Here is a 19,929-nt window from a genome sequence, read left to right as displayed (position 1 = left end):
CCTCGAACGTTGAAGCAGGGATCGATGTTCACCTTCATTCTGCAGATCCGGCAGATGGTCGAAGGGCACCCCGAGTTCTACCTGTTCGCCGTGTACTCCGCGGTGATCTGGTTGCTCTGGCTGCTCAAGGTCGTCCTGTCCGCCCGCTACCGCCCCTTCACCGGCACGTACACCGGGACGACGAGCGTCGTCGTCCCCGTGGTGGACGAGCCGCTCGACCTCTTCCGCGACGTCATCGGCCGCATGGTCGAGCAGCGCCCCGGCGAGATCATCGTCGTCATCAACGGCGCCCGCAACGAGGCCCTCGAGGAGGTCTGCGACGAGTTCGCCCCGCTCGTCCGCTGGACCCACACCCCGATCCCCGGCAAGCGCAACGCCGTCAAGGTCGGCACCGAGATGTCCACCGGCGACATCACCGTGCTCGTCGACTCGGACACCGTCTGGACCCCCGGCACTCTCGAGGAGCTCCTCAAGCCGTTCGCCGACGAGTCCGTCGGCGGCGTGACCACCCGTCAGCGCATCCTCGAGCCGACCCGCAGCTGGATCACCCGCTGGGCCGACTGGCTCGAGAACTCGCGCGCGCTCTACTCGATGCCCGCGCAGAGCGTCCTCGGCCAGATCGGCTGCCTGCCCGGCCGAACGATCGCCTTCCGGCGGAACATCCTCGTGCGGGTCATGGACAGGTTCATGCACGAGAAGTTCATGGGCGTCTTCCTCGAGGTCTCCGACGACCGCACCCTGACGAACCTGACCCTCAAGGAGGGCTACCGGACCGTCTACCAGTACACGTCGCTCGTGTACACGGACGCTCCGCTCCAGGTGAAGAAGCTGTTCAAGCAGCAGCTCCGCTGGGCCCGCGGCTCGCAGTACAACACGCTCCGGATGCTCCCGTGGATGATCGGGCACGCGCCGATCCTGGCGGCCTTCTTCATCACGGACATCATCCTGCCGTTCATGCTCTTCGGCGTGATCGCGGGCTGGATCTACCGCGCGCTCACCGGGCAGGGCGAGAACCTGTACCAGGGCATCCTGCAGCAGTACGGCTTCAGCACCGGCTTCGTCTACGTCGCCGCGCTCATGGTGGTCTCGTCCGTGCTGAGCATGGCGATCCGCCAGATCCGGCACCTGTCCGAGAAGCCGAGCGACTTCTTCCGCCTGCCGATGTTCATCATCGTGTCGACGTTCTTCCTCATGCCGATCCGCCTCATCGGCTTCTTCCGCCTGGCCCACGCGTCCGGTTGGGGGACCCGTGCCGGCGCCTACGCCGGCGGTCCGGTGGAGGAGGACCCGACGGCGGCCGCGCAGCCGCTCCCGGTGGCCACGCAGACGCCGGTGAGCCCGGTCGACGCCGGCCGGGTCCGCGACGACCAGGCAGCTGCCGACCGCGCGTTCGACGAGATCTTCGGCGCAGGCGCAGGCGCAGGCGCAGGCGCAGGTGCAGGCACGGCCCGGCCGTCGTTCGCGCCCGGCGCCGACGCCACCACCAACTCCACCGCGACGGTGCTCGCGACGCGACGCTCCACGGAGCCCGCCGCGACCTCGCGCGCAGCGGCCCGACCGGTCAAGGTCCGCCGCTACAACCCGTACGCCGCGATCCCGTACGTCATCGGCATCGCGATCTTCGCCCTGGAGGCGTTCCTCATTGTCTGACCTCATCCGCTCCTCCGGTGCTTGGTGGGCCCAGTCCAGCAAGCACGCCAAGCTCACCGCCCTCGGGACGACCGCGATCCTGGTGGTCCTCGGACTCATCACCTGGACCGTCTGGGTGTCGCCCTCGGGCCCGGTGTCGACCGCCGTCCACCAGGCGCTCGGCGTCACCCCGCCCAAGAAGAAGGTCTCCGCGGCGGAGTTGCAGACGCAGCTCACCGCCGCCCAGGAGAAGATCTGGGCGCTCGAGGGCAAGCTCGACTCGACGACGGCCAAGGCCGGTTCCCGCGGGGACCAGATCGCCGACCTCAAGGCGCAGATCGCCTCGCTGCAGTCGCAGCTCGGCGCCGCGAAGAGCCGGACGGGAGGCACGACCACCGCGAGCGGGTCGGGCTCCGGTTCCGACGGGGCCGGTTCCGGCGGGTCCGCGTCGGGCTCGTCCGGCGGCTCCGGGACGTCCGGCGGGAACGCGGGTTCCGGCTCGGGCAAGGGTTCCGGCTCCGGCGACCATGGCGTGACCAATCCGAACGGCGGCCCCTCGAAGGACCCCGACGGCGCCACCCCGGTCTCCGTGCCGACCAAGGCGCAGATCATGGCCCAGCCCACGCGGTGGTACGGCCTGTACACGGCGCAGTCGCCCTTCAACTGGGCCGAGTACGACGAGGTGTCGCAGCAGGTCGGCAAGGCCACGAACATGGTGGGGTTCTTCCAGGGCTTCGACCAGGACTTCAACGCCAGCGCCGTGCAGCGCTCGTGGGCGAACGGTCGCCTGCCGCTCATGACGTGGGAGACCGCGCCCGCGAAGACCGGCAACGACGCGAAGTACGTCCCCGGGTACACCAACGAGGACATCGTCACCGGGAAGTTCGACGCCTACCTCACGAAGTACGCCAAGGCCCTCGCAGCGAACAAGCAGCCGATGGTCATCCGCCTCGATCACGAGATGAACGGCTCCTGGTACAACTGGTCCGAGGGCACCGCCCAGCAGAACGCCGCCGGTTCCTACGTGGCCATGTGGCAGCACGTGCACGACGTCTTCCAGGCGAACGGCGCGAACCAGTACGTCATCTGGAACTGGGCGCCGAGCCGCATCGACAAGCTCGGCAACCCGAAGTACATGCAGCTCGACTACCTGCGCGAGTGCTACCCGCAGTCGGAGTACGTCGACTGGGTCGGCATGAGCGGGTACTACCGGACCGCGTCCGAGGACCCGACGTTCGACACCACCTTCGGCAAGACGCTCGCACAGCTCCGCGAGATCGCCCCCGACAAGAAGATCCTCCTGTCCGAGGTGGGCGCGACCGAGACCGGCACGTCGGTCACGAACGGTCAGAAGGCCAAGTGGATCACCTCGCTCTTCGACGGCCTCGCAGACCCGGCGAACGACGACGTCATCGGCTTCTCGTACTTCAGCGAGACCGCCACCACGATCGTCGACGGCACGCGCACCACCAACGACTGGCGACTCAACTCCCGCGCCGACAGCCTCCAGGCATTCGTGGACGGCATCGCGCGCACTGACACCGACTACGACCTGCAGGAGGTCAAGCAATGACCGCTCAGAAGAAGACCCCGGCCCCGTCCTCCCCGTCCTCCTCGGACGTGCGTCCCGCTCCCGTCATCTCCGTCATCGGCACCGGCTACCTCGGCGCGACGCACGCGGCCGCCATGGCCGAGATGGGCTTCGAGACGATCGGCGTGGACGTCGACCCCGCGAAGCTCGCCGCCCTGACCGCCGGCGAGGTCCCGTTCTTCGAGCCCGGCCTGCCCGAGCTCATCACGAAGCACGTGGCGAGCGGCAAGCTCCGCTTCACGGCGTCGCTCCCCGAGGCCGTCGCCGCCGCGGACGTGCACTTCGTCTGCGTCGGCACCCCGCAGAAGGCCGGGTCGCACGCCGCGAACCTGTCCTACGTCGAGGCCGCCACGCGCGGCGTCGCCGAGCACCTCACGCACCCCGGCCTCATCGTCGGGAAGTCGACCGTCCCGGTGGGCACCGCAGCCCGGCTCCGTGAGCTCGTCCGCGAGTTCACCCCGCCGGCATCGACGCGGAGCTCATCTGGAACCCCGAGTTCCTCCGCGAGGGCAAGGCCGTCGAGGACACCCTGCACCCGGACCGCCTCGTCTGGGGCGGTGCCTCGCCCGAGGCCGACGCGGTCATCCGCGAGGTCTACGCCGCACCGATCGCCGAGGGCTGCCCGGTCATCACCACGGACCTCGCCACGGCGGAGCTCGTCAAGGTGAGCGCGAACGCGTTCCTCGCGACGAAGATCTCCTTCATCAACGCCATCTCGGAGATGTGCGCGATCACCGGTGCCGACGTGTCGACCCTGGCGGACGCACTCGGGCACGACGCCCGGATCGGCCGGAAGTTCCTCAACGCCGGCCTCGGCTTCGGGGGCGGCTGCCTGCCGAAGGACATCCGTGCGCTCATGCACCGCGCGAACGAGCTCGGCGCCGGACGTGTCGTCGGCCTCATGCAACAGGTCGACGAGATCAACATGGGGCAGCGCGAGCGCGTCATCGACATGGCGATCGAGGCCGTCGGCGGCTCCGTGCTGAACCGTCGCATCGCCGTGATCGGTGCCGCCTTCAAGCCGCTCACCGACGACGTCCGGGACTCGCCGGCGCTCAACGTCGCCGCCGCACTGCACCTCCGCGGCGCCCAGGTCTCGCTGTGGGACCCGGAGGCGAACGAGACCGCCCGCCGCTCGTTCCCGACCCTCACCTACGCCGCCACGAAGGAGGCAGCGATCGAGGGCGCCGACGTGGTGCTGGTCCTGACCGAGTGGGACGACATCATCCAGGCGTCGCCCGTGGCACTCGGGGACGTCGTCGGGCGTCGCGTCGTGATCGACGCGCGCAACTGCCTCCCGGTCGAGGACTGGGTCACGGCTGGGTGGACCGTCCGTTCCCTGGGACGGCCCACTCCGGTCACGGGTGCACCCGTGAGCGTCGCCGCGGGGGCGAACGACGTGCTGGCGACGGCACGGTAGGTTCCCACCTCCGCAACGAGCGGGGTCCGTGCCGGGGGCGGCGCGGGCCCCGTTCCGTCGTCCCGTCCCGCGCACGGTGGGCGCGGACGCGTCGGCGCGACCGCCTGGAGGCCCGGTGCCGTTCCGTCGGGCCGGCACCGGGCCTCCAGGCGGTCACCCCGTGTCGGGACGCGGGCCGCACGCAGAAGGCCCCGCACCGGAACCGGTGCGGGGCCTTCGTGGTCAGCGGTGATCAGACGCCGAAGTACAGCTCGTACTCGAACGGGTGCGGACGCTGCGCGAGCGGGAGGATCTCGTTCTCACGCTTGTAGTCGATCCACGTCTGGATGAGGTCCTCGGTGAAGACGTTGCCCTTCGTGAGGAACTCGTGGTCCGCCTCGAGCGCCTCGAGGGCCTCGTCGAGGGAACCCGGAACCTGCGGGATGCCCTTGGCCTCCTCCGGGGGGAGCTCGTAGAGGTCCTTGTCGACCGGCTCGTGCGGCTCGATGCGGTTCTGGATGCCGTCGAGGCCCGCCATGAGCTGCGCGGCGAACGCGAGGTACGGGTTGCCCGAGGCGTCCGGCGCGCGGAACTCGATGCGCTTGGCCTTCGGGTTCGTGCCCGTGATCGGGATGCGGATCGCAGCCGAGCGGTTGCCGGCCGAGTAGACCAGGTTGACCGGCGCCTCGAAGCCCTTGACCAGACGGTGGTACGAGTTGATCGACGGGTTCGTGAACGCGAGCAGCGCCGGGGCGTGCTTGAGGATGCCGCCGATGTACCAGCGCGCGACGTCCGAGAGGCCGCCGTAGCCGTTCTCGTCGTAGAACAGCGGCTTGCCGTCGTTCCAGAGCGACTGGTGGGTGTGCATGCCCGAGCCGTTGTCGCCGAAGAGCGGCTTCGGCATGAACGTGGCGACCTTGCCCCACTGGTCGGCCGTGTTCTTGACGATGTACTTGAACTTCAGGATGTCGTCCGCGGCGTGGACCATCGTGTCGAACTTGTAGTTGATCTCCTGCTGGCCGCCGGTGCCCACCTCGTGGTGCGAGCGCTCGAGCTCGAAGCCCGCCTCGATCAGCTTGAGGGTGATGTCGTCACGGAGGTCTGCCGTCTTGTCGACGGGGGAGACCGGGAAGTAGCCGCCCTTGTACGGGGTCTTGTTCGCGAGGTTGCCGCCCTCTTCTTCGCGGCCGGTGTTCCACGCGCCCTCTTCGGAGTCGACCGAGTAGAACGACTTGTTCTGCGTGACCGAGTAGCGGACGTCGTCGAAGATGTAGAACTCGGCCTCGGGGGCGAAGAACGCGGTGTCCGCGATGCCCGTCGACGCGAGGTACTTCTCCGCCTTCTTCGCGACCTGGCGCGGGTCACGGCCGTAGATCTCGCCGTTCCGCGGGTTGTAGATGTCGAAGATCATGATCAGCGTGCGCTCGGCGCGGAACTGGTCGATGTAGGCCGTCGTCACGTCGGGGATGAGCTGCATGTCCGACTCGTGGATCGACGCGAAGCCGCGGATCGAGGAGCCGTCGAAGAGCTGTCCGACCGAGAAGAAGTCCTCGTCGACCGTCGACGCCGGGATGTTGAAGTGCTGCTGGACACCGGGCAGGTCCGTGAAGCGGATGTCGAGGAACTTGACGTCCGTGTCCTTGATGAAGGCGAGCACCTCGGAGGAATCGCTGAACATGTGTGTCGATCTCCTGTGGGGTTGGGTGATGTCGGCAGGGACCTTTCGGCACCCTCCGACGAGGCTATTGACACCGGGTTTCCCGGACGTCACTGCCTTGTTTCGTGCGTGTTACGCGAGGGGGGTCGTTCCGTCGCTGACGGGGCGGCACCGGGTGCGGGCCGACGTCGCCTACGCTGGGAGCATGGCCCGCAGTACCGCCCCGTCGTCGTCCGCCGCACACCCGGACGGCTGGCCCGGGAAGGACCTCGGGCTCCCGGAGGACGGACCCCGCAGCGTCGGCCGCATCGGTCGCCGGGTCGTCGCGCTCCTCATCGACGGCGCCCTGGCCGACCTCGTCGCGTACGTGACGGGCGTGTGGTCCCCGGTGAACGGATCCGGTGACATCGCGCACTCCTGGGTCCAGATCGCCATCTTCGCCGCGCTGCAGATCCTCTTCATCTGTCTGCTGTCCGGCTCGTTCGGACACGTCTGCGTCGGCCTGCGCGTGGCGCCGATCCGCGGAGGCTACGTCGGGGTGTGGCGCCCGGTGGTCCGGACCGTGCTCCTCTGCCTCGTCGTGCCAGCGCTCATCATCGACCGCGACAGCCGCGGGGCGCACGACCGGATCGCGGGGACGGTGCTCGTCCGGCGCTGATCGGCGGCGGTCGCGGTCGGCAGCCGGGTGCGCCCGGGGCTGTGCGGGACCAGCGTGCGAGGTTGCGCACACCGTGCGAGGGTCTCCGCCTCGCACGGTGCGCGGAACCTCGCACCGTCCGGCGATGCGGTGCCACGGAGCGCACAGCCTCGCACGGTGCGCAGAACCTCGCACCGTCCGGCGACGCGACGCAATGTGAGGTCGCCCCAGCGCGCCGAGCGCCTGCGACCGGGCAGTGGCAGACACACGGGGACGCCCCCGACCGATCGGTCAGGGGCGTCCTCGTGAGCGACGGAGCGCTGTGGTGTCGAGCTCGCAGGTCAGCGCGGGCGCCCGGCACGGGCACGCATCGGGTCCATGCCCTTCGGGATCGCCGAGGCCGGGCCGTGCGTGAGCGAGTCGAGACGGTTCGCGACCGCGAGGACCTCGTTGCGGTTGAGCGCCTTCTTGAACTTGTTCATCGTCCGCGGGAGCTTGTGGAGCGTGACGGCGTCGTCACCCGAGCCGACGTGGACGACATGGACGGGGACGTTCGGGACGATCCGCTGGACCTTGCGGCGCTCTTCCTCGACCTGCCGCGTGAGGTTGCCGAGCTGCCCCTCCGTGATGAGCACGACGCCCGGGGTGCCGACCGCCCGGTACACCGCGGCCTGCGAGCGGCCGTGCACCGCGACCGGCATCTCGCTCGAACGCCACTGCCGGCGGAGCGAGTTCGAGAGGACGGCGCCGACCGCGCCGGCCTGTCCGTCGATCTGCGAGTACGCGGCGCGCTCGGCGAGACGGCCGAGCACGATGAGGAAGAGCAGGACACCGAGGAGCACACCGGCGACGATCCACAGCAGGATCGCGAGCCAGTTCTGACCCGGGAGCACCAGTGCCAGGACCACGCCGAGGACGACGGGGCCGAGGAAGGCGAGAGCGAACCACCAGACGGACGTCGGGTCCGCCCGACGGGTCATCTGGAAGACCTGGTACATCTGCTTGAGACGACCCGGCTCCTTCGCCGTCGTACCGGAAGAACTGCTGCGTGCCATGCAGACAGGATACGGCCTGAGCACACCCTCCGAGACCGGCTCGGAGGAGGCTGTGGGCGAACGACGGCTCTCCACAGGGCCGCGGAACCGCGTGCTCCCCGACTCCGCGCGCACGAGCATGGTCGACGTGGACGATGACGGTGAACGCAGCGGATGGTGGGCAGCGACGTCCGAGGACGTGTTCCTCGGCTGGGTCGCGGACCGATCGGCGTCGACGGACCGGCACCTTGTGCCGGTCCTGTCCGTCGGACGGACGCCCGACGGACGGCTCGCAGCCGCGGTCCTGCGGCCGAGCGGTGTGCCGATCGGGACGGCGCTGGACCGGATCGGGGTCCCGAACGTGGGCGTTGCCGTCACGCTGACGATGCCACTGCTCGACCTCGCGGTCGCGGCATCGGGCGGAGCGATCGTGCTCGGGACGGCGTCGCCGGAGGACGTCGTGGTGGACGATTCGGGCGCAGTGGTGCTCTGCGATCGTCCGCCGGCCTCGGTCGCGTTCGGGGCGACGGTGTCATCGGTCGCTCTGTCGGCGACGACGCGCGGAACGACGCCGACCCCGCACGGAGCGCGAGCGCTTCCGTCACCGCGGACCCCGCCGGGCGTCGACGGCCTCGAAGCCGTCCTGCTCGCGGTGCGCCAGGTCTGGGAACGGGTCGACCCCCGAGATCCCTGCCGGCCCGCAGTGGACGCTGCTGTCCGGGCGGCGCGTTCCGGGCGACCGGACGACGTCACTGCGGCGAGGTCGACAGTCCGCCGTGCAGCAGCCCCGCGCCCGGTGCGGTGGGACCCACCAAGAGACCTCTTCGACTTCGTCGGCGTGACCAAGGCCGAGCGCACGACCACGGAGGACGGCAGCCTCGACGCAGTCCTCGAGCACATCCGGGACCTCGTCGAGCACGGGGTGCCGTTCAGGAGCCGACGCGTCCCGCTCCGCCAGGTCGTCGTCGCGGTGGTCGTCGCGGTCGGGGTTGCCGGAGCCGCGGTCCTGGGACTCAGCCGCTGACCCGCCCGCAGGAGCCCCGGGAACGCCCGCCTGCACGCGGAACGGCCCCGCTCCCGGATCGGGAGCGGGGCCGTTCTCGGCAGGTGCCGGGCTCAGTACCCGAGGTTCGGGCCGAAGTTGCCCTCCTCGAGCCGGTTCTTCACCGCGACGAGGTAGCGCGACGCGTCCGCACCGTCGATGATCCGGTGGTCGTAGGACAGCGCCAGGTACACGAACGAGCGGATCGCGATGGCCTCCTGCCCGTCGACCTTCACGACCGCCGGACGCTTCGTGACGATGCCCGTCCCGAGGATCGCCGACTGCGGCAGGAACACCACGGGCGTGTCGAACAGCGCGCCACGCGAACCGGTGTTGGTCAGCGTGAACGTGCCACCCGCGAGCTCGTCCGGCTTGAGCTGGTTGTTGCGCGTGCGCTCGGCCAGGTCGGCGATGGACTGGGAGAACTGCGCCAGGTTCAGCGACGCGGCGTCCTTGATCACGGGAGTGAGCAGACCGCGCTCGGTGTCCACCGCGATCGAGACGTTCTCGGTCTCCGGGTAGACGATCTCCTCGCCGTCGACCGTCGAGTTGATCTTCGGGTGCGCCTTGAGCGCCTCCGACGCCGCGAGGGCGAAGAACGGCATGAAGGAGAGCTTCGAACCGGTCTTCTCGAGGAACTCGGCCTTGTGCGCGTCACGGAACTGCGCGACCTTCGTCACGTCGACCTCGACGACGCTGGTGAGCTGCGCGGTCGAGGTCATCGACTGCACGGCGCGCTCGGCGACGACCTTCCGGAGACGGGTCATCTTCTCGCGGGTCCCGCGGAGCGGCGACACCTCGGCGACGAACGGACCGGCGGGGGCGGCAGCGGTCTGACCGCCGGCAGCCGGCTTCGTGGCGGCAGCCGCAGCGGCGAGGACGTCCTCCTTGCGGATGCGTCCACCGACACCGGAGCCGGTCACGGTCGCGAGGTCGACGCCCTGCTCGTTCGCGAGCTTGCGCACGAGCGGGGTGACGTAGCCGGAGGCCGAGCCGTCCTGCGTCGGGTTCGGCACGGCGGCCGACTGCCCGGACGCGGCCGGAGCGGCCGGAGCCGGAGCAGCAGCCGGCGCGGGAGCTGCGGCGGGTGCCGGGACGGCTGCCGGGGGAGCGGCGGCGGGCGGCGGCACCGGAGCGGCCTGCGGCACCGGCGGAGCCGAGGGGGCCTGCGGCGCGGCGGGCTGCGTCTGGCCCCCCGGCGCGGGCTCGGCCTGCTGCGGCTCGGGAGCCTTCTGCTCCTCCTGCTGCTCCGTGCTCGGGGCGGGCTCGGGCTCGGTGGCGTCGGCCTGGGCCGCGTCCGTCCCCTGGTCGGCGCCCGAGTCGGCGGCGCCCTCGTCGGAGCCGCCTTGGTCACCGGAGCCGGAGCCGTCGCCGATCTTCACCAGCGCGGTGCCGACCTCGACGGTCTCGTCCTCCTGGACGAGGATCTCCTCGACGACGCCCGCGACGGGCGACGGGATCTCGGTGTCGACCTTGTCGGTCGAGACCTCGAGCAGCGGCTCGTCGACCTCGACCCGGTCACCGACGTTCTTCAGCCATCGTGTGACCGTGCCCTCGGTGACGCTCTCGCCGAGCGCCGGGAGGTTGACGGATTCGCTCATCGGGTGGACTCCTCTTCGCAGGGGTGGTTCGTGGTGGTGGTCATGATGTTCACAGGGCGTGCAGGGGCTTGCCCGCGAGGTGCAGGAACGCCTCGCCCAGCGCCTCGTTCTGCGTGGGGTGTCCGTGGACCAGGGGAGCGATGTCCTCCGGGTAGGCCTCCCAGTTGACGACGAGCTGTGCCTCGCCGATGAGCTCGCCGACGCGGGCTCCGATCATGCTGACGCCGACGACCGGACCGTCGACCACGCGGACGACCTTGACCGAGCCGGAGGTCCCGATGATGTGGCTCTTGCCGTTGCCGGCGAGGTTGTACTCGTAGGTGTCCACCTTGTCGGCGCCGTACTGCTCCTCGGCCTTCGCCTGGGAGAGACCGACGGACGCGACCTCGGGGTCGGAGTACGTGATCTTCGGGATGTTCGTGTCCGAGATGACGACCGGGTTCAGGCCCGCGATCTCCTCGGCGACGAAGATGCCCTGCTGGAAGCCGCGGTGGGCGAGCTGCAGACCGGGGACGATGTCGCCGACGGCGTACACGTTCGGCACGTTCGTGGCGAGGCGCTCGTTCGTCGTGACGAACCCGCGGTCCATCGTGACGCCGACCTCCTCGAAGCCCATGTTCTGGGTGAGCGGGCCGCGGCCGACGGCGACGAGCATGACGTCGCCCTCGAAGGTCTTGCCGTCCTCGAGCGTGACGACGACGCCGTTCTCGTGCTGCTCGACGCCCTGGAAGCGCACGCCGAGGGAGAACTCGATGCCGCGCTTGCGGAAGGCGCGCTCGAGCTGCTTCGACATCGACTCGTCCTCGGCGGGGATGAGGTGGGGCAGCGCCTCCACGATCGTCACCTCGGCACCGAAGGACTTCCAGACGCTGGCGAACTCGACGCCGATGACGCCGCCACCGAGGATGACGACCTTGTTCGGGACGTAGTCCATCTTGAGGGCGGTCTCGGAGGTGATGACCCGGCCGCCGATCTCGAGCCCGGGGAGGGACCGCGAGTAGGAACCGGTCGCGAGCACGACGTTCTTGCCGGTCACGGTCTGGTCGCCGACCTGCACGGTGTTCGGCGAGGTCAGACGACCCCAGCCCTCGACGACGGTGATCTTCCGCGCCTTGATGAGGCCCTGGAGACCCTTGTACTTCGAGGAGATGACGCCCTGCTGGTACTCGATGACCTTCGGGACCTCGACGCCGGCGAACTCGGCGATCACGCCGTACTTCTCGGCGTCGCGCGTGCCGTCGGCGATCTCGGCCGCGTGCAGGAGCGCCTTCGTCGGGATGCACCCGCGGTGCAGACACGTCCCCCCGAGCTTGTCTCCCTCGATGAGCGCGACGTTCATCCCGAGCTCGGCGGCCCGGAGCGCTGCGGCGTAGCCACCGCTGCCGCCACCGAGGACCACGACGTCGTAAGTCTGTTCCGTCACCTGGTGCAACTCCCTCGTGCGTGTTCGGGACCGGTCAGGCCCCGTGGACACCGCGGCGAGCGGCGTCCCACGGTCGGACCGTGTGGTTCCGGTCCCGTCCCGTGTGGGTCCGGCGGGGTGCGCGCGCACGCGGCCGCCCCGCCGGACTCAAACCTACTACCTGGACTGGAGCTCTTCTGCGAGCGCGATGAGTGTCCGGACCATGACGCCCGTGGCGCCCTTGCCGAGCCATCCGTAGCCGCCGCCCTTGTGCTCCGAGGGGCCGGCGATGTCGAGGTGTGCCCACGGGATGCCCTCGCCGACGAAGCGCTCGAGGAACTTGCCCGCGAGGAGCATGCCGCCGGCCGGATTGCCGACGGTCGCGTTGACCATGTCGGCGACGTCGCTGGCGAGCCGTGCGTCGAGTTCCTCGGGCAGCGGCATCGGCCAGATCGGCTCCGCCACGGCGTCCGCGATCGCCCGCACCTGCGCGACGAGGTCGTCGCTGCCCATCAGGCCCGTGGTGCGGTCACCGAGCGCGACGACCTGCGCGCCCGTGAGCGTCGCGACGTCGACGATGGCGTCCGGGTGCTCGAGCGACGCGGCCGCCATGCCGTCGCCGAGGACCAGCCGGCCCTCGGCGTCGGTGTTGGTGACCTCGACGGTCTTGCCGTTCTTGAGCGTCAGGACGTCGCCGGGCCGCGTGGCCGAACCGGACGGCATGTTCTCGGCGAGGCAGAGCCAGGCGCTGACCTTCGTGTCGAGTCCGAGCTTCGCGGCGGCGACGGTCGCGGCGAGCACCGTGGCCGCGCCCGTCATGTCCGTCTTCATGCCGAGCATCGACGCGGCGGGCTTCAGCGAGAGGCCGCCCGAGTCGAACGTGATGCCCTTGCCGACGAGGGCGAGGTGCTTGGTCGCGGACTCGGGCGCGTACCGGACGACGACGAGCCGCGGGGGGCGGACCGATCCGCGACCGACCCCGGCGATCCCGCCGAAGCCCTGCGCCTCGAGCTCGTGCTCGTCGAGGACCTCGACGGTGAGGGGGAGGCCATCCGCCTGCGCGACCGCGACGTCCGCCACGTCCGCGGGGCCGAGGTCGCCGGCGGCGGTGTTGACGAGGTCCCGGACGGTCGCGGCCGCCTCGGCGACCACCGACGCGCGGGTCGGGTCGACCTCGACGCCGGCGGGCGCGACGACAGCGATCCGCTGGTCGCCGCGGACGGGCCCGGTCGTGCCGGTGCCCTTGTGGGCGGTGAAGACGTAGGACCCGAGCGCCGCACCCTCGAGGGCCGCCTCGACCAGCTCGGCGGTCGCGGTCGGCAGGGCGAGCGCGATCGACGTCGCGAGGGGCAGCTGGCGCACGGCGCTGCCGGCGGCGCTGCGCACCGCGGCGGCGTCGGTGCCCGAGCCGAGGCCGATGAGCGCGACCGACGCGGCGGCGACGCCCGTGCCCGGGAGGCGCACGAGCTGGTCCTTGGCGCCCGTCACGCCGATCGCGGCGAGGTCGAGGTCGCCGAGCAGGTCGGTGTCGACGAGGGTCGCGGGCCCGCCGTCCACCCCCGGTCGGACGCCGACGACGAGGACGTCGGCCTCCGTGTCGGTCGGGGCGGACGAGACGGTGGAGAGGATCGGTCGGACCATGCCCCAACCCTATCCGCGGCCTGTTCGCTGTCGGCGTGGCCCTGCCGCCCGGGGCGTCGCCCGTGCCCGCCTAGCATGGGGACGGTGAACCACCCCGAGGACCTCTACTCGTTCGTCGACGGTGCCCCCGAGGTGCCGGCGGGCCTCCACCTCGTCGCGGCGCTCACCGGCTTCGCCGACGCGGGGTCCGCGGTCGCCCAGGTCACGTCGTCGATCGAGGGCGTGCTCGACGTCACGACGGTCGTCGAGTTCGACCCGGACGTGCTGCTCGACTGGCGGGCGCGGCGACCGGTGATCACCTTCGAGCACGACCACATCGAGTCGGTCGCCGTGCCGCGGCTGACGCTGTCCCTCGTGCGCGACGAGCTCGGTCAGCCCTTCCTCTTCCTCTCGGGGTACGAGCCGGACTTCCGCTGGAACGCGTTCGTCGCGGCTGTGGCCGGCCTCGTCGAGCAACTGCAGGTCGCCGACACGACGTGGGTGCAGTCGATCCCGATGCCCGTCCCGCACACCCGGCCGATCCGGATGACGGTGTCGGGCACGCGCGCCGACCTCGTCGAGCAGATGAGCGTCTGGAAGCCGGAGACCCAGGCTCCCGCGAACGTGCTGCACCTGGTCGAGCACCGGCTCGCGCAGTCCGGACACGGGGTCACCGGACTCGTCCTCCTCGTCCCGCACTACCTGTCGGACACCGAGTTCCCGGACGCCGCGGTCGCGGCCCTCGCGGGCGTCTCGGCGGCGACCGGGCTGATCTTCCCCTCGGACGCGCTCCGCGAGGAGGGGCGCGAGTTCCTGTCGCGGGTCGACGAGCAGGTCGCGGGCAACGGCGAGCTGCAGCGGCTCGTCGGTGTCCTCGAGGAACGGCACGACGAGTACATGGCCGGCAACCCGATCGGCTCGCCGCTCACCGGTGTCGACGGCGAGGTCCCCTCGGCGGACGCGGTCGCGGCCGAGCTCGAGCGCTTCCTGGCGGACCGTCGCGCGCAGGGCGACGGCACCGCGGACTGATCCCGGGCGGCGTCGGACGCGGGTCGCGTCGCGGACGTCGGACGGGCCTCCCGTCCGGTTCCTGCCTGGAGGCACGGTGCGCGCCCGCCTCGCGGGTGCGGTTCTCCACAGGTCGCGCCGCGCATCCGGCCCGGTGCTGGCGTGCCGGTAGCCTGGCCGGGTGAACTCCCGCCGCGCCTTCCTCGTCTGGGGCGTCGCGGTGCTCGCGTACGTGCTCGCGGTGGTGCAGCGGTCCTCCCTCGGGGTGTCCGGCGTCGACGCGCAGGAGCGCTTCGCGGTGTCCGCGGCGGTCCTCTCGACCCTCGCTGTCGTCCAGATCGCGGTGTACGCCGCGCTGCAGATCCCGGTCGGCATCGCGCTCGACCGCTTCGGTCCGCGCCGGCTCGTGCTCCTCGGCGCCGCCCTGCTCGTCGTCGGCCAGGCCGTCGTCGCGGTGTCGCCCACGATCGGACCGGCGATCGCCGGGCGCGTGCTCGTGGGGGCGGGCGACGCGATGACGTTCATCTCGGTGATCCGGCTGCTCCCGATGTGGTTCAGCGGCCGGATCCTGCCGCAGATCTCGCAGTGGACCGGCAACCTCGGACAGGTCGGCCAGGTGCTGTCGGCCTTCCCGTTCGCGCTGCTGCTGCACACCACCGGGTGGACCACTGCGTACGGGGTCGCCGCCGCAGCCGGGGCGGTGGGGTTCGTGCTCGCGTTCGTCGTGGTGCGGAACGGCCCGGTGCCGGTCCGGACGGGGGCGATCCCGCTGCCGCACTCCTGGGGCGGCGCGCTCCGGACCTTCACGCACGCCGTCCGGCGCCCGGGGACGCAGCTCGGGTTCTGGTCGCACTACGTGACGCAGTCCTCGGGCACGGTGTTCTCGCTCCTCTGGGGCGTGCCGATGCTGCGCGGGCTCGGGTACAGCGCGACCGAGGCCGCGGGCTTCCTGACCGTCATCGTCGTCACCGGCTTCGTCGCCGGTCCGTTGCTCGGCGTGCTCTGCGCCCGGTACCCGCTCCGCCGGTCGAACCTGGTGCTCGGGTGCGTCGCGGCCCTCGCGGTGGTCTGGACCGCGGTGCTGACGTGGCCCGGACAGCCGCCGACCTGGCTCCTCGTCCTCCTGGTTGTCGCGATGGGCATCGGCGGCCCCGGTTCGCTGATCGGGTTCGACTTCGCCCGCTCGTTCAACCCGGTCGGGGCCCTGGGCTCGGCGAACGGTCTCGTGAACGTCGGTGGCTTCCTCGCGGCGTTCGTCATGATGTTCCTCGTCGGGATCCTGCTCGACGCAGCGTCGCGCGCCACGGGCCAGACCGTGTTCGCCTGGGCGAACTTCCGACTCGCCCTCATCGTGCAGTACGTGGTGGTCGGGTTCGGCGTCGTGATGCTCCTGCACGCGCGGCACCGGACCCGCCGCGTGCTGCACGAACAGGAGGGAATACGCGTCGGCCCGCTCTGGGTTGCACTGGTTGCACGTGTGCGGAAGCGCGGCGTGCAATAATGACTACGGACCCATCGGGCCCTCGTGACCAGACGTTCCTGCCGGAGCGCGTGGAAACCGGGGGACTTGACATGGGTCCTAGTGCTGCCCGGATAGGTAGGACCGGCTGACGCGGGGGACTGCGGCGACGGCCCTGGGCGGCGAGGGAGGCCACGACCCCACGAACGTGGCACGACGAGAGAGGTGATCGCATGGCTGCCCGGAGCACGACGATCGATCCCACGAAGGACACCGAGCCCGACGGCACGACGGCCGAGACCGCCGAGGCCGAGGGGACGGCTGCGCCGAAGAAGCGCGCCACCAAGGCGCCGGCGAAGAAGGCCGCGCCGCAGAAGACCACCGCCAAGGGCGGCAAGAAGGCGAAGGCCGACGACGAGGAGCTCGACGACGAGCCCGTCGAGCCCGTGGACGAGTCCGCGGACGACACCGCCGACGACGCCGACACCGACGAGGACGCCCCGAAGGACACCAAGGCCGAAGCCGCCGCGGTCGCTGCCGGAGCGCTCGTCATCTCGCAGTCCGACGACGACGAGGCGCCGGTCTACTCGACGACCATCACGGGTGCCACCGCGGACCCGGTGAAGGACTACCTGAAGCAGATCGGCAAGGTCGCGCTCCTCAACGCCGAGCAGGAGGTCGAGCTCGCGATGCGCATCGAGGCCGGCCTGTTCGCCGAGGACAAGCTGCAGCACTCGACCGGTCTGTCGAAGCCCGAGGAGCGCGAACTCCGCTGGGTGGCCCGCGACGGCCAGCGCGCGAAGTCGCACCTGCTCGGCGCGAACCTCCGTCTGGTGGTCTCGCTCGCCAAGCGCTACACGGGCCGCGGCATGCAGTTCCTGGACCTCATCCAGGAAGGCAACCTGGGCCTGATCCGTGCGGTCGAGAAGTTCGACTACACGAAGGGCTTCAAGTTCTCGACCTACGCGACGTGGTGGATCCGCCAGGCGATCACCCGTGCCATGGCCGACCAGGCCCGCACGATCCGCATCCCGGTACACATGGTCGAGGTCATCAACAAGCTGGCGCGTGTGCAGCGCCAGATGCTGCAGGACCTCGGTCGCGAGCCCACTCCGGAAGAGCTCGCCCGTGAGCTCGACATGACGCCGGAGAAGGTCGTCGAGGTGCAGAAGTACGGCCGCGAGCCGATCTCCCTCCACACGCCGCTGGGCGAGGACGGCGACTCGGAGTTCGGTGACCTCATCGAGGACACCGAGGCGGTCGTCCCGGCCGACGCGGTGGGCTTCACGATGCTGCAGAAGCAGCTCGAGAGCCTCCTCGACTCCCTGTCCGAGCGCGAGGCGGGCGTGATCCGCATGCGCTTCGGCCTCGGTGACGGCCAGCCGAAGACCCTCGACCAGATCGGTGACACGTTCGGTGTGACGCGTGAGCGCATCCGCCAGATCGAGTCCAAGACGATGGCGAAGCTCCGCCACCCGTCGCGGTCGCAGTCGCTGCGCGACTACCTCGAGTAGGCCGATGCGTTTCCTGGTCCCGATCCTCGTCGGGCGGATCCTCCGCGCCCTCGCCCGTGCGCGGGGCGGGGGGTCCGCCTACCCCGGCTACATCGTCCTGAAGCTCGTACCGGACTTCCTGCAGCACGTGACGAAGCAGTTCCCGAACGGCGTCGTCTTCGTGCTCGGCTCGAACGGCAAGTCGACGACGACCCACATGATCTCGGACATCGTCCGGGCGCACGGCCTCCGGGTCTTCACCAACCCCTCCGGGGCGAACCTCCCACAGGGCATCGCGTCGGCACTCCTGTCCGAGGTGTCGCTGACCGGCAAGCTCAAGGCCGACATCGGCATCCTCGAGGTCGACGAGGCGTTCGCGGTCGAGCTCGCCGGCATCCTGTCGCCGTCGACGGTGACGATGCTCAACGTGCAGGTCGACCAGCTCTACCGGTTCTTCGAGACCGAGCGCGTCGCGACGATGATGCTCGACACCGCGGCGCTCTCGGCCCGGAACGTCATCACCAACCGCGACGACCAGTTCCTCGACGCCTACGTCGGTACGGCCGACCAGCAGGTGCTCCGGTTCGGGGCGAGTGCCGAGGTCGTCGCCGCGGCGCCGAACGGCCTGCAGAACGCGGACGACTTCGACCGGCAGGACGCCGAGCCGAACGTCGCCGACGCCGAGGTCGTCGTGAACACCGGCGACGGTGCGACCATCCGCTTCGCCGGAGCCGACATCCCGGTCCGACTGCCGGCGCGTGGGCTGCACTACGCGGTGGACGCGGCTGCCGCCACGGCAACGGCCAGCGCGGCGCTCGGCGACCAGTTCCGCGCGGACGCGGTCACGAAGGCCTTCGGCACGATGAAGCCCGCCTACGGGCGCGGGGAGCGACTGCCCATCGCGGGCGAGTCCGCCGAGTTCACGATGTTCAAGAACGCCGCGAGCCTCCAGCTCAACCTCGACGCCCTGCCGGACCACCCCGAGCAGGTCCTCATGGCGATCGACGAGGGCACGCCGGACATCTCCTGGATCTACGACATCGACTTCTCGAAGCTCGACCACGTGGACGTCGTCTCCGGTGACAAGGCCTGGCAGATCGCCATCGCCCTCGAGCACGCCGGCGTCCGCATCGGCGCCGTCGAGCCCGACGTCGAGGCCGCGATCCGCCGCATGGAGCAGCTCGGCGCCACCACCAGTGGCACGAAGAACTTCATCGTCAACTACGAGATCATGATGATCGCCCGCAAGGCCCTCGGCCACCCGGACATGGAGAAGACGGCATGACCGCCGACCGGTTGACCATCCTGCACGTGTACCCGCGGCAGATGGGCGTCTCGGGGGACCGCGGCAACGTCGCAGCCCTCGTGCGCCGTGCCGAGGCCGCCGACATCCCCACCGAGGTCGTCGAGTACGCCCCGGGCGACACCGTGCCGACCCAGGCCGACGTCGTCGTGATCGGCAACGGCCCGCTGAGCGCCATGCGGTCGCTCGGCGCCGACGTCACGAGGGTCGGCGCGGCCCTCCGCGACCTCGCGGCCGCCGATGTCCCGGTGGTGGCGGTCGGCGGCGGGTTCGACCTCGCCACGAACGCGGTGGTCGCGACCGACGGGCCGGACGTCACGGGCTTCGGGGTCTTCGACGCCCGGGCCGTCCGCGGAGCCGAGCGTCGGGTGAACTACTTCGTCCTCGACACCCGGTACCCGCTGCTCGGTGGTGCCCCGACCCGCATCGCGGGCTTCGAGGACCACGCCACCCGCATCGAGCTCGGCTCCGGGGTCATGCCCTTCGCGGACGTCGTCTCCGGCGGTGGGAACCAGGCGGGCAGCCCGGTCGAGGGGGCGATCGTCGGCACCTCGTTCGGCACGCACACGCAGGGTCCGATCCTGCCGCTCAACCCGCAGCTCACCGACGGCGTCCTCGCCGCGGCGACGGCCCGACTCGGGCGCGCCTACACGCCGGACCCGGACCGCACGGCCTCGATCGACCGGTACGCGCGCGAAGCGCGCGCGACCATCGACCGCTACGTCGACAAGGCGTTCAAGCGGATCGCCTGAAACGCCCGAACAACGGACGGGAGGCGCGGTGCCAGCTGGCACCGCGCCTCCCGTCCGTTGCGCCGGGCGCTACTTCGACTCGTAGAGTCGGCTGCTCTCGTCGTGCCATTCGATGGCCGTCGCCGCGAGCTTGTCCTTGAACTCGGCGCCGTGGTGGGCGCAGAAGAGGAGCTCGCCGCTGGCCATGGTGGCGCGGATGTAGGCCTGCGCTCCGCAGCTGTCGCAGCGGTCAGCAGCGGTGAGCTGGTTGCTGCCGAATTCGTCGATGGAGAGGTCCTGCACGGTCTGGGTCATTGCTGTGC

15 protein-coding genes and 1 pseudogene are annotated in these 19,929 nt (G+C 70.6%); 10 read left to right on the top strand and 6 right to left on the bottom strand.

Annotated features, from left to right (window positions below):
* The first annotated feature begins 24 nt into the window (after positions 1 to 24).
* From IEY20_RS03080 to IEY20_RS03070, 3 genes and pseudogenes are all read left to right on the top strand, one after another.
* Positions 25 to 1,650 carry a glycosyltransferase family 2 protein gene (locus IEY20_RS03080; protein WP_175327726.1) on the top strand — a complete coding sequence of 542 codons (1,626 nt, stop codon included), beginning with the start codon at positions 25 to 27 and terminating at the stop codon, positions 1,648 to 1,650.
* A complete protein-coding gene (locus tag IEY20_RS03075; RefSeq protein WP_188888891.1) occupies positions 1,643 to 3,202 on the top strand; it encodes a glycoside hydrolase family 26 protein in 1,560 nt (519 codons plus the stop codon). Before IEY20_RS03080 ends, IEY20_RS03075 begins: the two co-directional genes overlap by 8 nt.
* Positions 3,199 to 4,640 (top strand): annotated as a pseudogene (locus tag IEY20_RS03070) (UDP-glucose dehydrogenase family protein). The gene IEY20_RS03075 and the pseudogene IEY20_RS03070 overlap by 4 nt, the downstream one beginning before the upstream one ends.
* Before the next feature lie 232 nt (positions 4,641 to 4,872).
* On the opposite strand, the gene glnA reads toward IEY20_RS03070, so the two are convergent.
* The gene (glnA, locus tag IEY20_RS03065; RefSeq protein WP_058724294.1) at positions 4,873 to 6,297 is read right to left on the bottom strand and encodes a type I glutamate--ammonia ligase; all 1,425 of its coding nucleotides are present in this window, start codon (positions 6,295 to 6,297) and stop codon (positions 4,873 to 4,875) included.
* Between the two features lie 184 nt (positions 6,298 to 6,481).
* Between glnA and IEY20_RS03060 the strand changes: the two genes are divergently transcribed.
* Positions 6,482 to 6,934: an RDD family protein gene (locus tag IEY20_RS03060; RefSeq protein ID WP_175327728.1), complete on the top strand. Its 453-nt coding sequence runs from the start codon at positions 6,482 to 6,484 to the stop codon at positions 6,932 to 6,934.
* Between the two features lie 320 nt (positions 6,935 to 7,254).
* On the opposite strand, the gene IEY20_RS03055 is transcribed toward IEY20_RS03060, so the two are convergent.
* Positions 7,255 to 7,968, bottom strand: coding sequence for a DUF4191 family protein (locus IEY20_RS03055; RefSeq protein ID WP_175327729.1), 714 nt, complete (start codon positions 7,966 to 7,968; stop codon positions 7,255 to 7,257).
* On the opposite strand from IEY20_RS03055, the gene IEY20_RS03050 reads away from it, so the two are divergent.
* Entirely contained in the window at positions 7,967 to 8,971 is a 1,005-nt protein-coding gene (locus IEY20_RS03050) for a hypothetical protein (RefSeq protein WP_175327730.1), read from the top strand. The genes IEY20_RS03055 and IEY20_RS03050 overlap by 2 nt on opposite strands.
* Before the next feature lie 92 nt (positions 8,972 to 9,063).
* Here IEY20_RS03050 and sucB read toward each other — a convergent pair whose 3' ends face one another.
* The 3 genes from sucB to IEY20_RS03035 all read right to left on the bottom strand — a co-directional run bounded on the left by sucB (position 9,064) and on the right by IEY20_RS03035 (position 13,633).
* Positions 9,064 to 10,590 carry a 2-oxoglutarate dehydrogenase, E2 component, dihydrolipoamide succinyltransferase gene (sucB, locus tag IEY20_RS03045; protein WP_175327731.1) on the bottom strand — a complete coding sequence of 509 codons (1,527 nt, stop codon included), beginning with the start codon at positions 10,588 to 10,590 and terminating at the stop codon, positions 9,064 to 9,066.
* Between the two features lie 49 nt (positions 10,591 to 10,639).
* Positions 10,640 to 12,013, bottom strand: a complete 1,374-nt coding sequence (lpdA, locus tag IEY20_RS03040; protein WP_175327732.1) for a dihydrolipoyl dehydrogenase — start codon at positions 12,011 to 12,013, stop codon at positions 10,640 to 10,642.
* A gap of 156 nt (positions 12,014 to 12,169) precedes the next feature.
* Positions 12,170 to 13,633: a leucyl aminopeptidase gene (locus tag IEY20_RS03035; protein ID WP_188888889.1), complete on the bottom strand. Its 1,464-nt coding sequence runs from the start codon at positions 13,631 to 13,633 to the stop codon at positions 12,170 to 12,172.
* A gap of 75 nt (positions 13,634 to 13,708) precedes the next feature.
* On the opposite strand from IEY20_RS03035, the gene IEY20_RS03030 reads away from it, so the two are divergent.
* The 5 genes from IEY20_RS03030 to IEY20_RS03010 all read left to right on the top strand — a co-directional run bounded on the left by IEY20_RS03030 (position 13,709) and on the right by IEY20_RS03010 (position 19,627).
* A complete protein-coding gene (locus IEY20_RS03030; protein WP_175327734.1) occupies positions 13,709 to 14,641 on the top strand; it encodes a proteasome assembly chaperone family protein in 933 nt (310 codons plus the stop codon).
* A gap of 160 nt (positions 14,642 to 14,801) precedes the next feature.
* On the top strand, positions 14,802 to 16,121 hold the full coding sequence (locus tag IEY20_RS03025) for an MFS transporter (protein ID WP_022902973.1): 1,320 nt from the start codon (positions 14,802 to 14,804) through the stop codon (positions 16,119 to 16,121).
* Between the two features lie 191 nt (positions 16,122 to 16,312).
* A complete protein-coding gene (locus IEY20_RS03020) occupies positions 16,313 to 17,593 on the top strand; it encodes an RNA polymerase sigma factor (protein ID WP_175327735.1) in 1,281 nt (426 codons plus the stop codon).
* A gap of 4 nt (positions 17,594 to 17,597) precedes the next feature.
* Positions 17,598 to 18,857, top strand: a complete 1,260-nt coding sequence (locus IEY20_RS03015; RefSeq protein ID WP_175327736.1) for a MurT ligase domain-containing protein — start codon at positions 17,598 to 17,600, stop codon at positions 18,855 to 18,857.
* Complete coding sequence (locus tag IEY20_RS03010; protein WP_175327737.1) at positions 18,854 to 19,627, top strand: type 1 glutamine amidotransferase; 774 nt, start codon at positions 18,854 to 18,856, stop codon at positions 19,625 to 19,627. Before IEY20_RS03015 ends, IEY20_RS03010 begins: the two co-directional genes overlap by 4 nt.
* Positions 19,628 to 19,696: 69 nt before the next feature.
* Here IEY20_RS03010 and IEY20_RS03005 read toward each other — a convergent pair whose 3' ends face one another.
* Positions 19,697 to 19,921: a DUF7455 domain-containing protein gene (locus tag IEY20_RS03005; RefSeq protein WP_058725269.1), complete on the bottom strand. Its 225-nt coding sequence runs from the start codon at positions 19,919 to 19,921 to the stop codon at positions 19,697 to 19,699.
* Positions 19,922 to 19,929 lie beyond the last annotated feature (8 nt).

Origin of the sequence: Curtobacterium luteum (assembly GCF_014646995.1) — a bacterium.
Classification (GTDB): domain Bacteria; phylum Actinomycetota; class Actinomycetes; order Actinomycetales; family Microbacteriaceae; genus Curtobacterium; species Curtobacterium luteum.
The sequence above is the reverse complement of the archived record's forward strand: the minus strand, read 5'-3'. Positions and strand labels throughout refer to the sequence as shown.

Excerpts from the sequence above, each read along its gene's own strand:
- IEY20_RS03080 (WP_175327726.1), top strand. The coding sequence starts at position 25 with ATGTTCACCTTCATTCTGCAGATCCGGCAGATGGTCGAAGGGCACCCC.
- glnA (WP_058724294.1), bottom strand. The coding sequence starts at position 6,297 with ATGTTCAGCGATTCCTCCGAGGTGCTCGCCTTCATCAAGGACACGGAC.
- IEY20_RS03060 (WP_175327728.1), top strand. The coding sequence starts at position 6,482 with ATGGCCCGCAGTACCGCCCCGTCGTCGTCCGCCGCACACCCGGACGGC.
- IEY20_RS03050 (WP_175327730.1), top strand. The coding sequence starts at position 7,967 with ATGCAGACAGGATACGGCCTGAGCACACCCTCCGAGACCGGCTCGGAG.
- IEY20_RS03055 (WP_175327729.1), bottom strand. The coding sequence starts at position 7,968 with ATGGCACGCAGCAGTTCTTCCGGTACGACGGCGAAGGAGCCGGGTCGT.
- sucB (WP_175327731.1), bottom strand. The coding sequence starts at position 10,590 with ATGAGCGAATCCGTCAACCTCCCGGCGCTCGGCGAGAGCGTCACCGAG.
- IEY20_RS03035 (WP_188888889.1), bottom strand. The coding sequence starts at position 13,633 with ATGGTCCGACCGATCCTCTCCACCGTCTCGTCCGCCCCGACCGACACG.
- IEY20_RS03030 (WP_175327734.1), top strand. The coding sequence starts at position 13,709 with ATGGGGACGGTGAACCACCCCGAGGACCTCTACTCGTTCGTCGACGGT.
- IEY20_RS03020 (WP_175327735.1), top strand. The coding sequence starts at position 16,313 with ATGGCTGCCCGGAGCACGACGATCGATCCCACGAAGGACACCGAGCCC.
- IEY20_RS03015 (WP_175327736.1), top strand. The coding sequence starts at position 17,598 with ATGCGTTTCCTGGTCCCGATCCTCGTCGGGCGGATCCTCCGCGCCCTC.
- IEY20_RS03010 (WP_175327737.1), top strand. The coding sequence starts at position 18,854 with ATGACCGCCGACCGGTTGACCATCCTGCACGTGTACCCGCGGCAGATG.
- IEY20_RS03005 (WP_058725269.1), bottom strand. The coding sequence starts at position 19,921 with ATGACCCAGACCGTGCAGGACCTCTCCATCGACGAATTCGGCAGCAAC.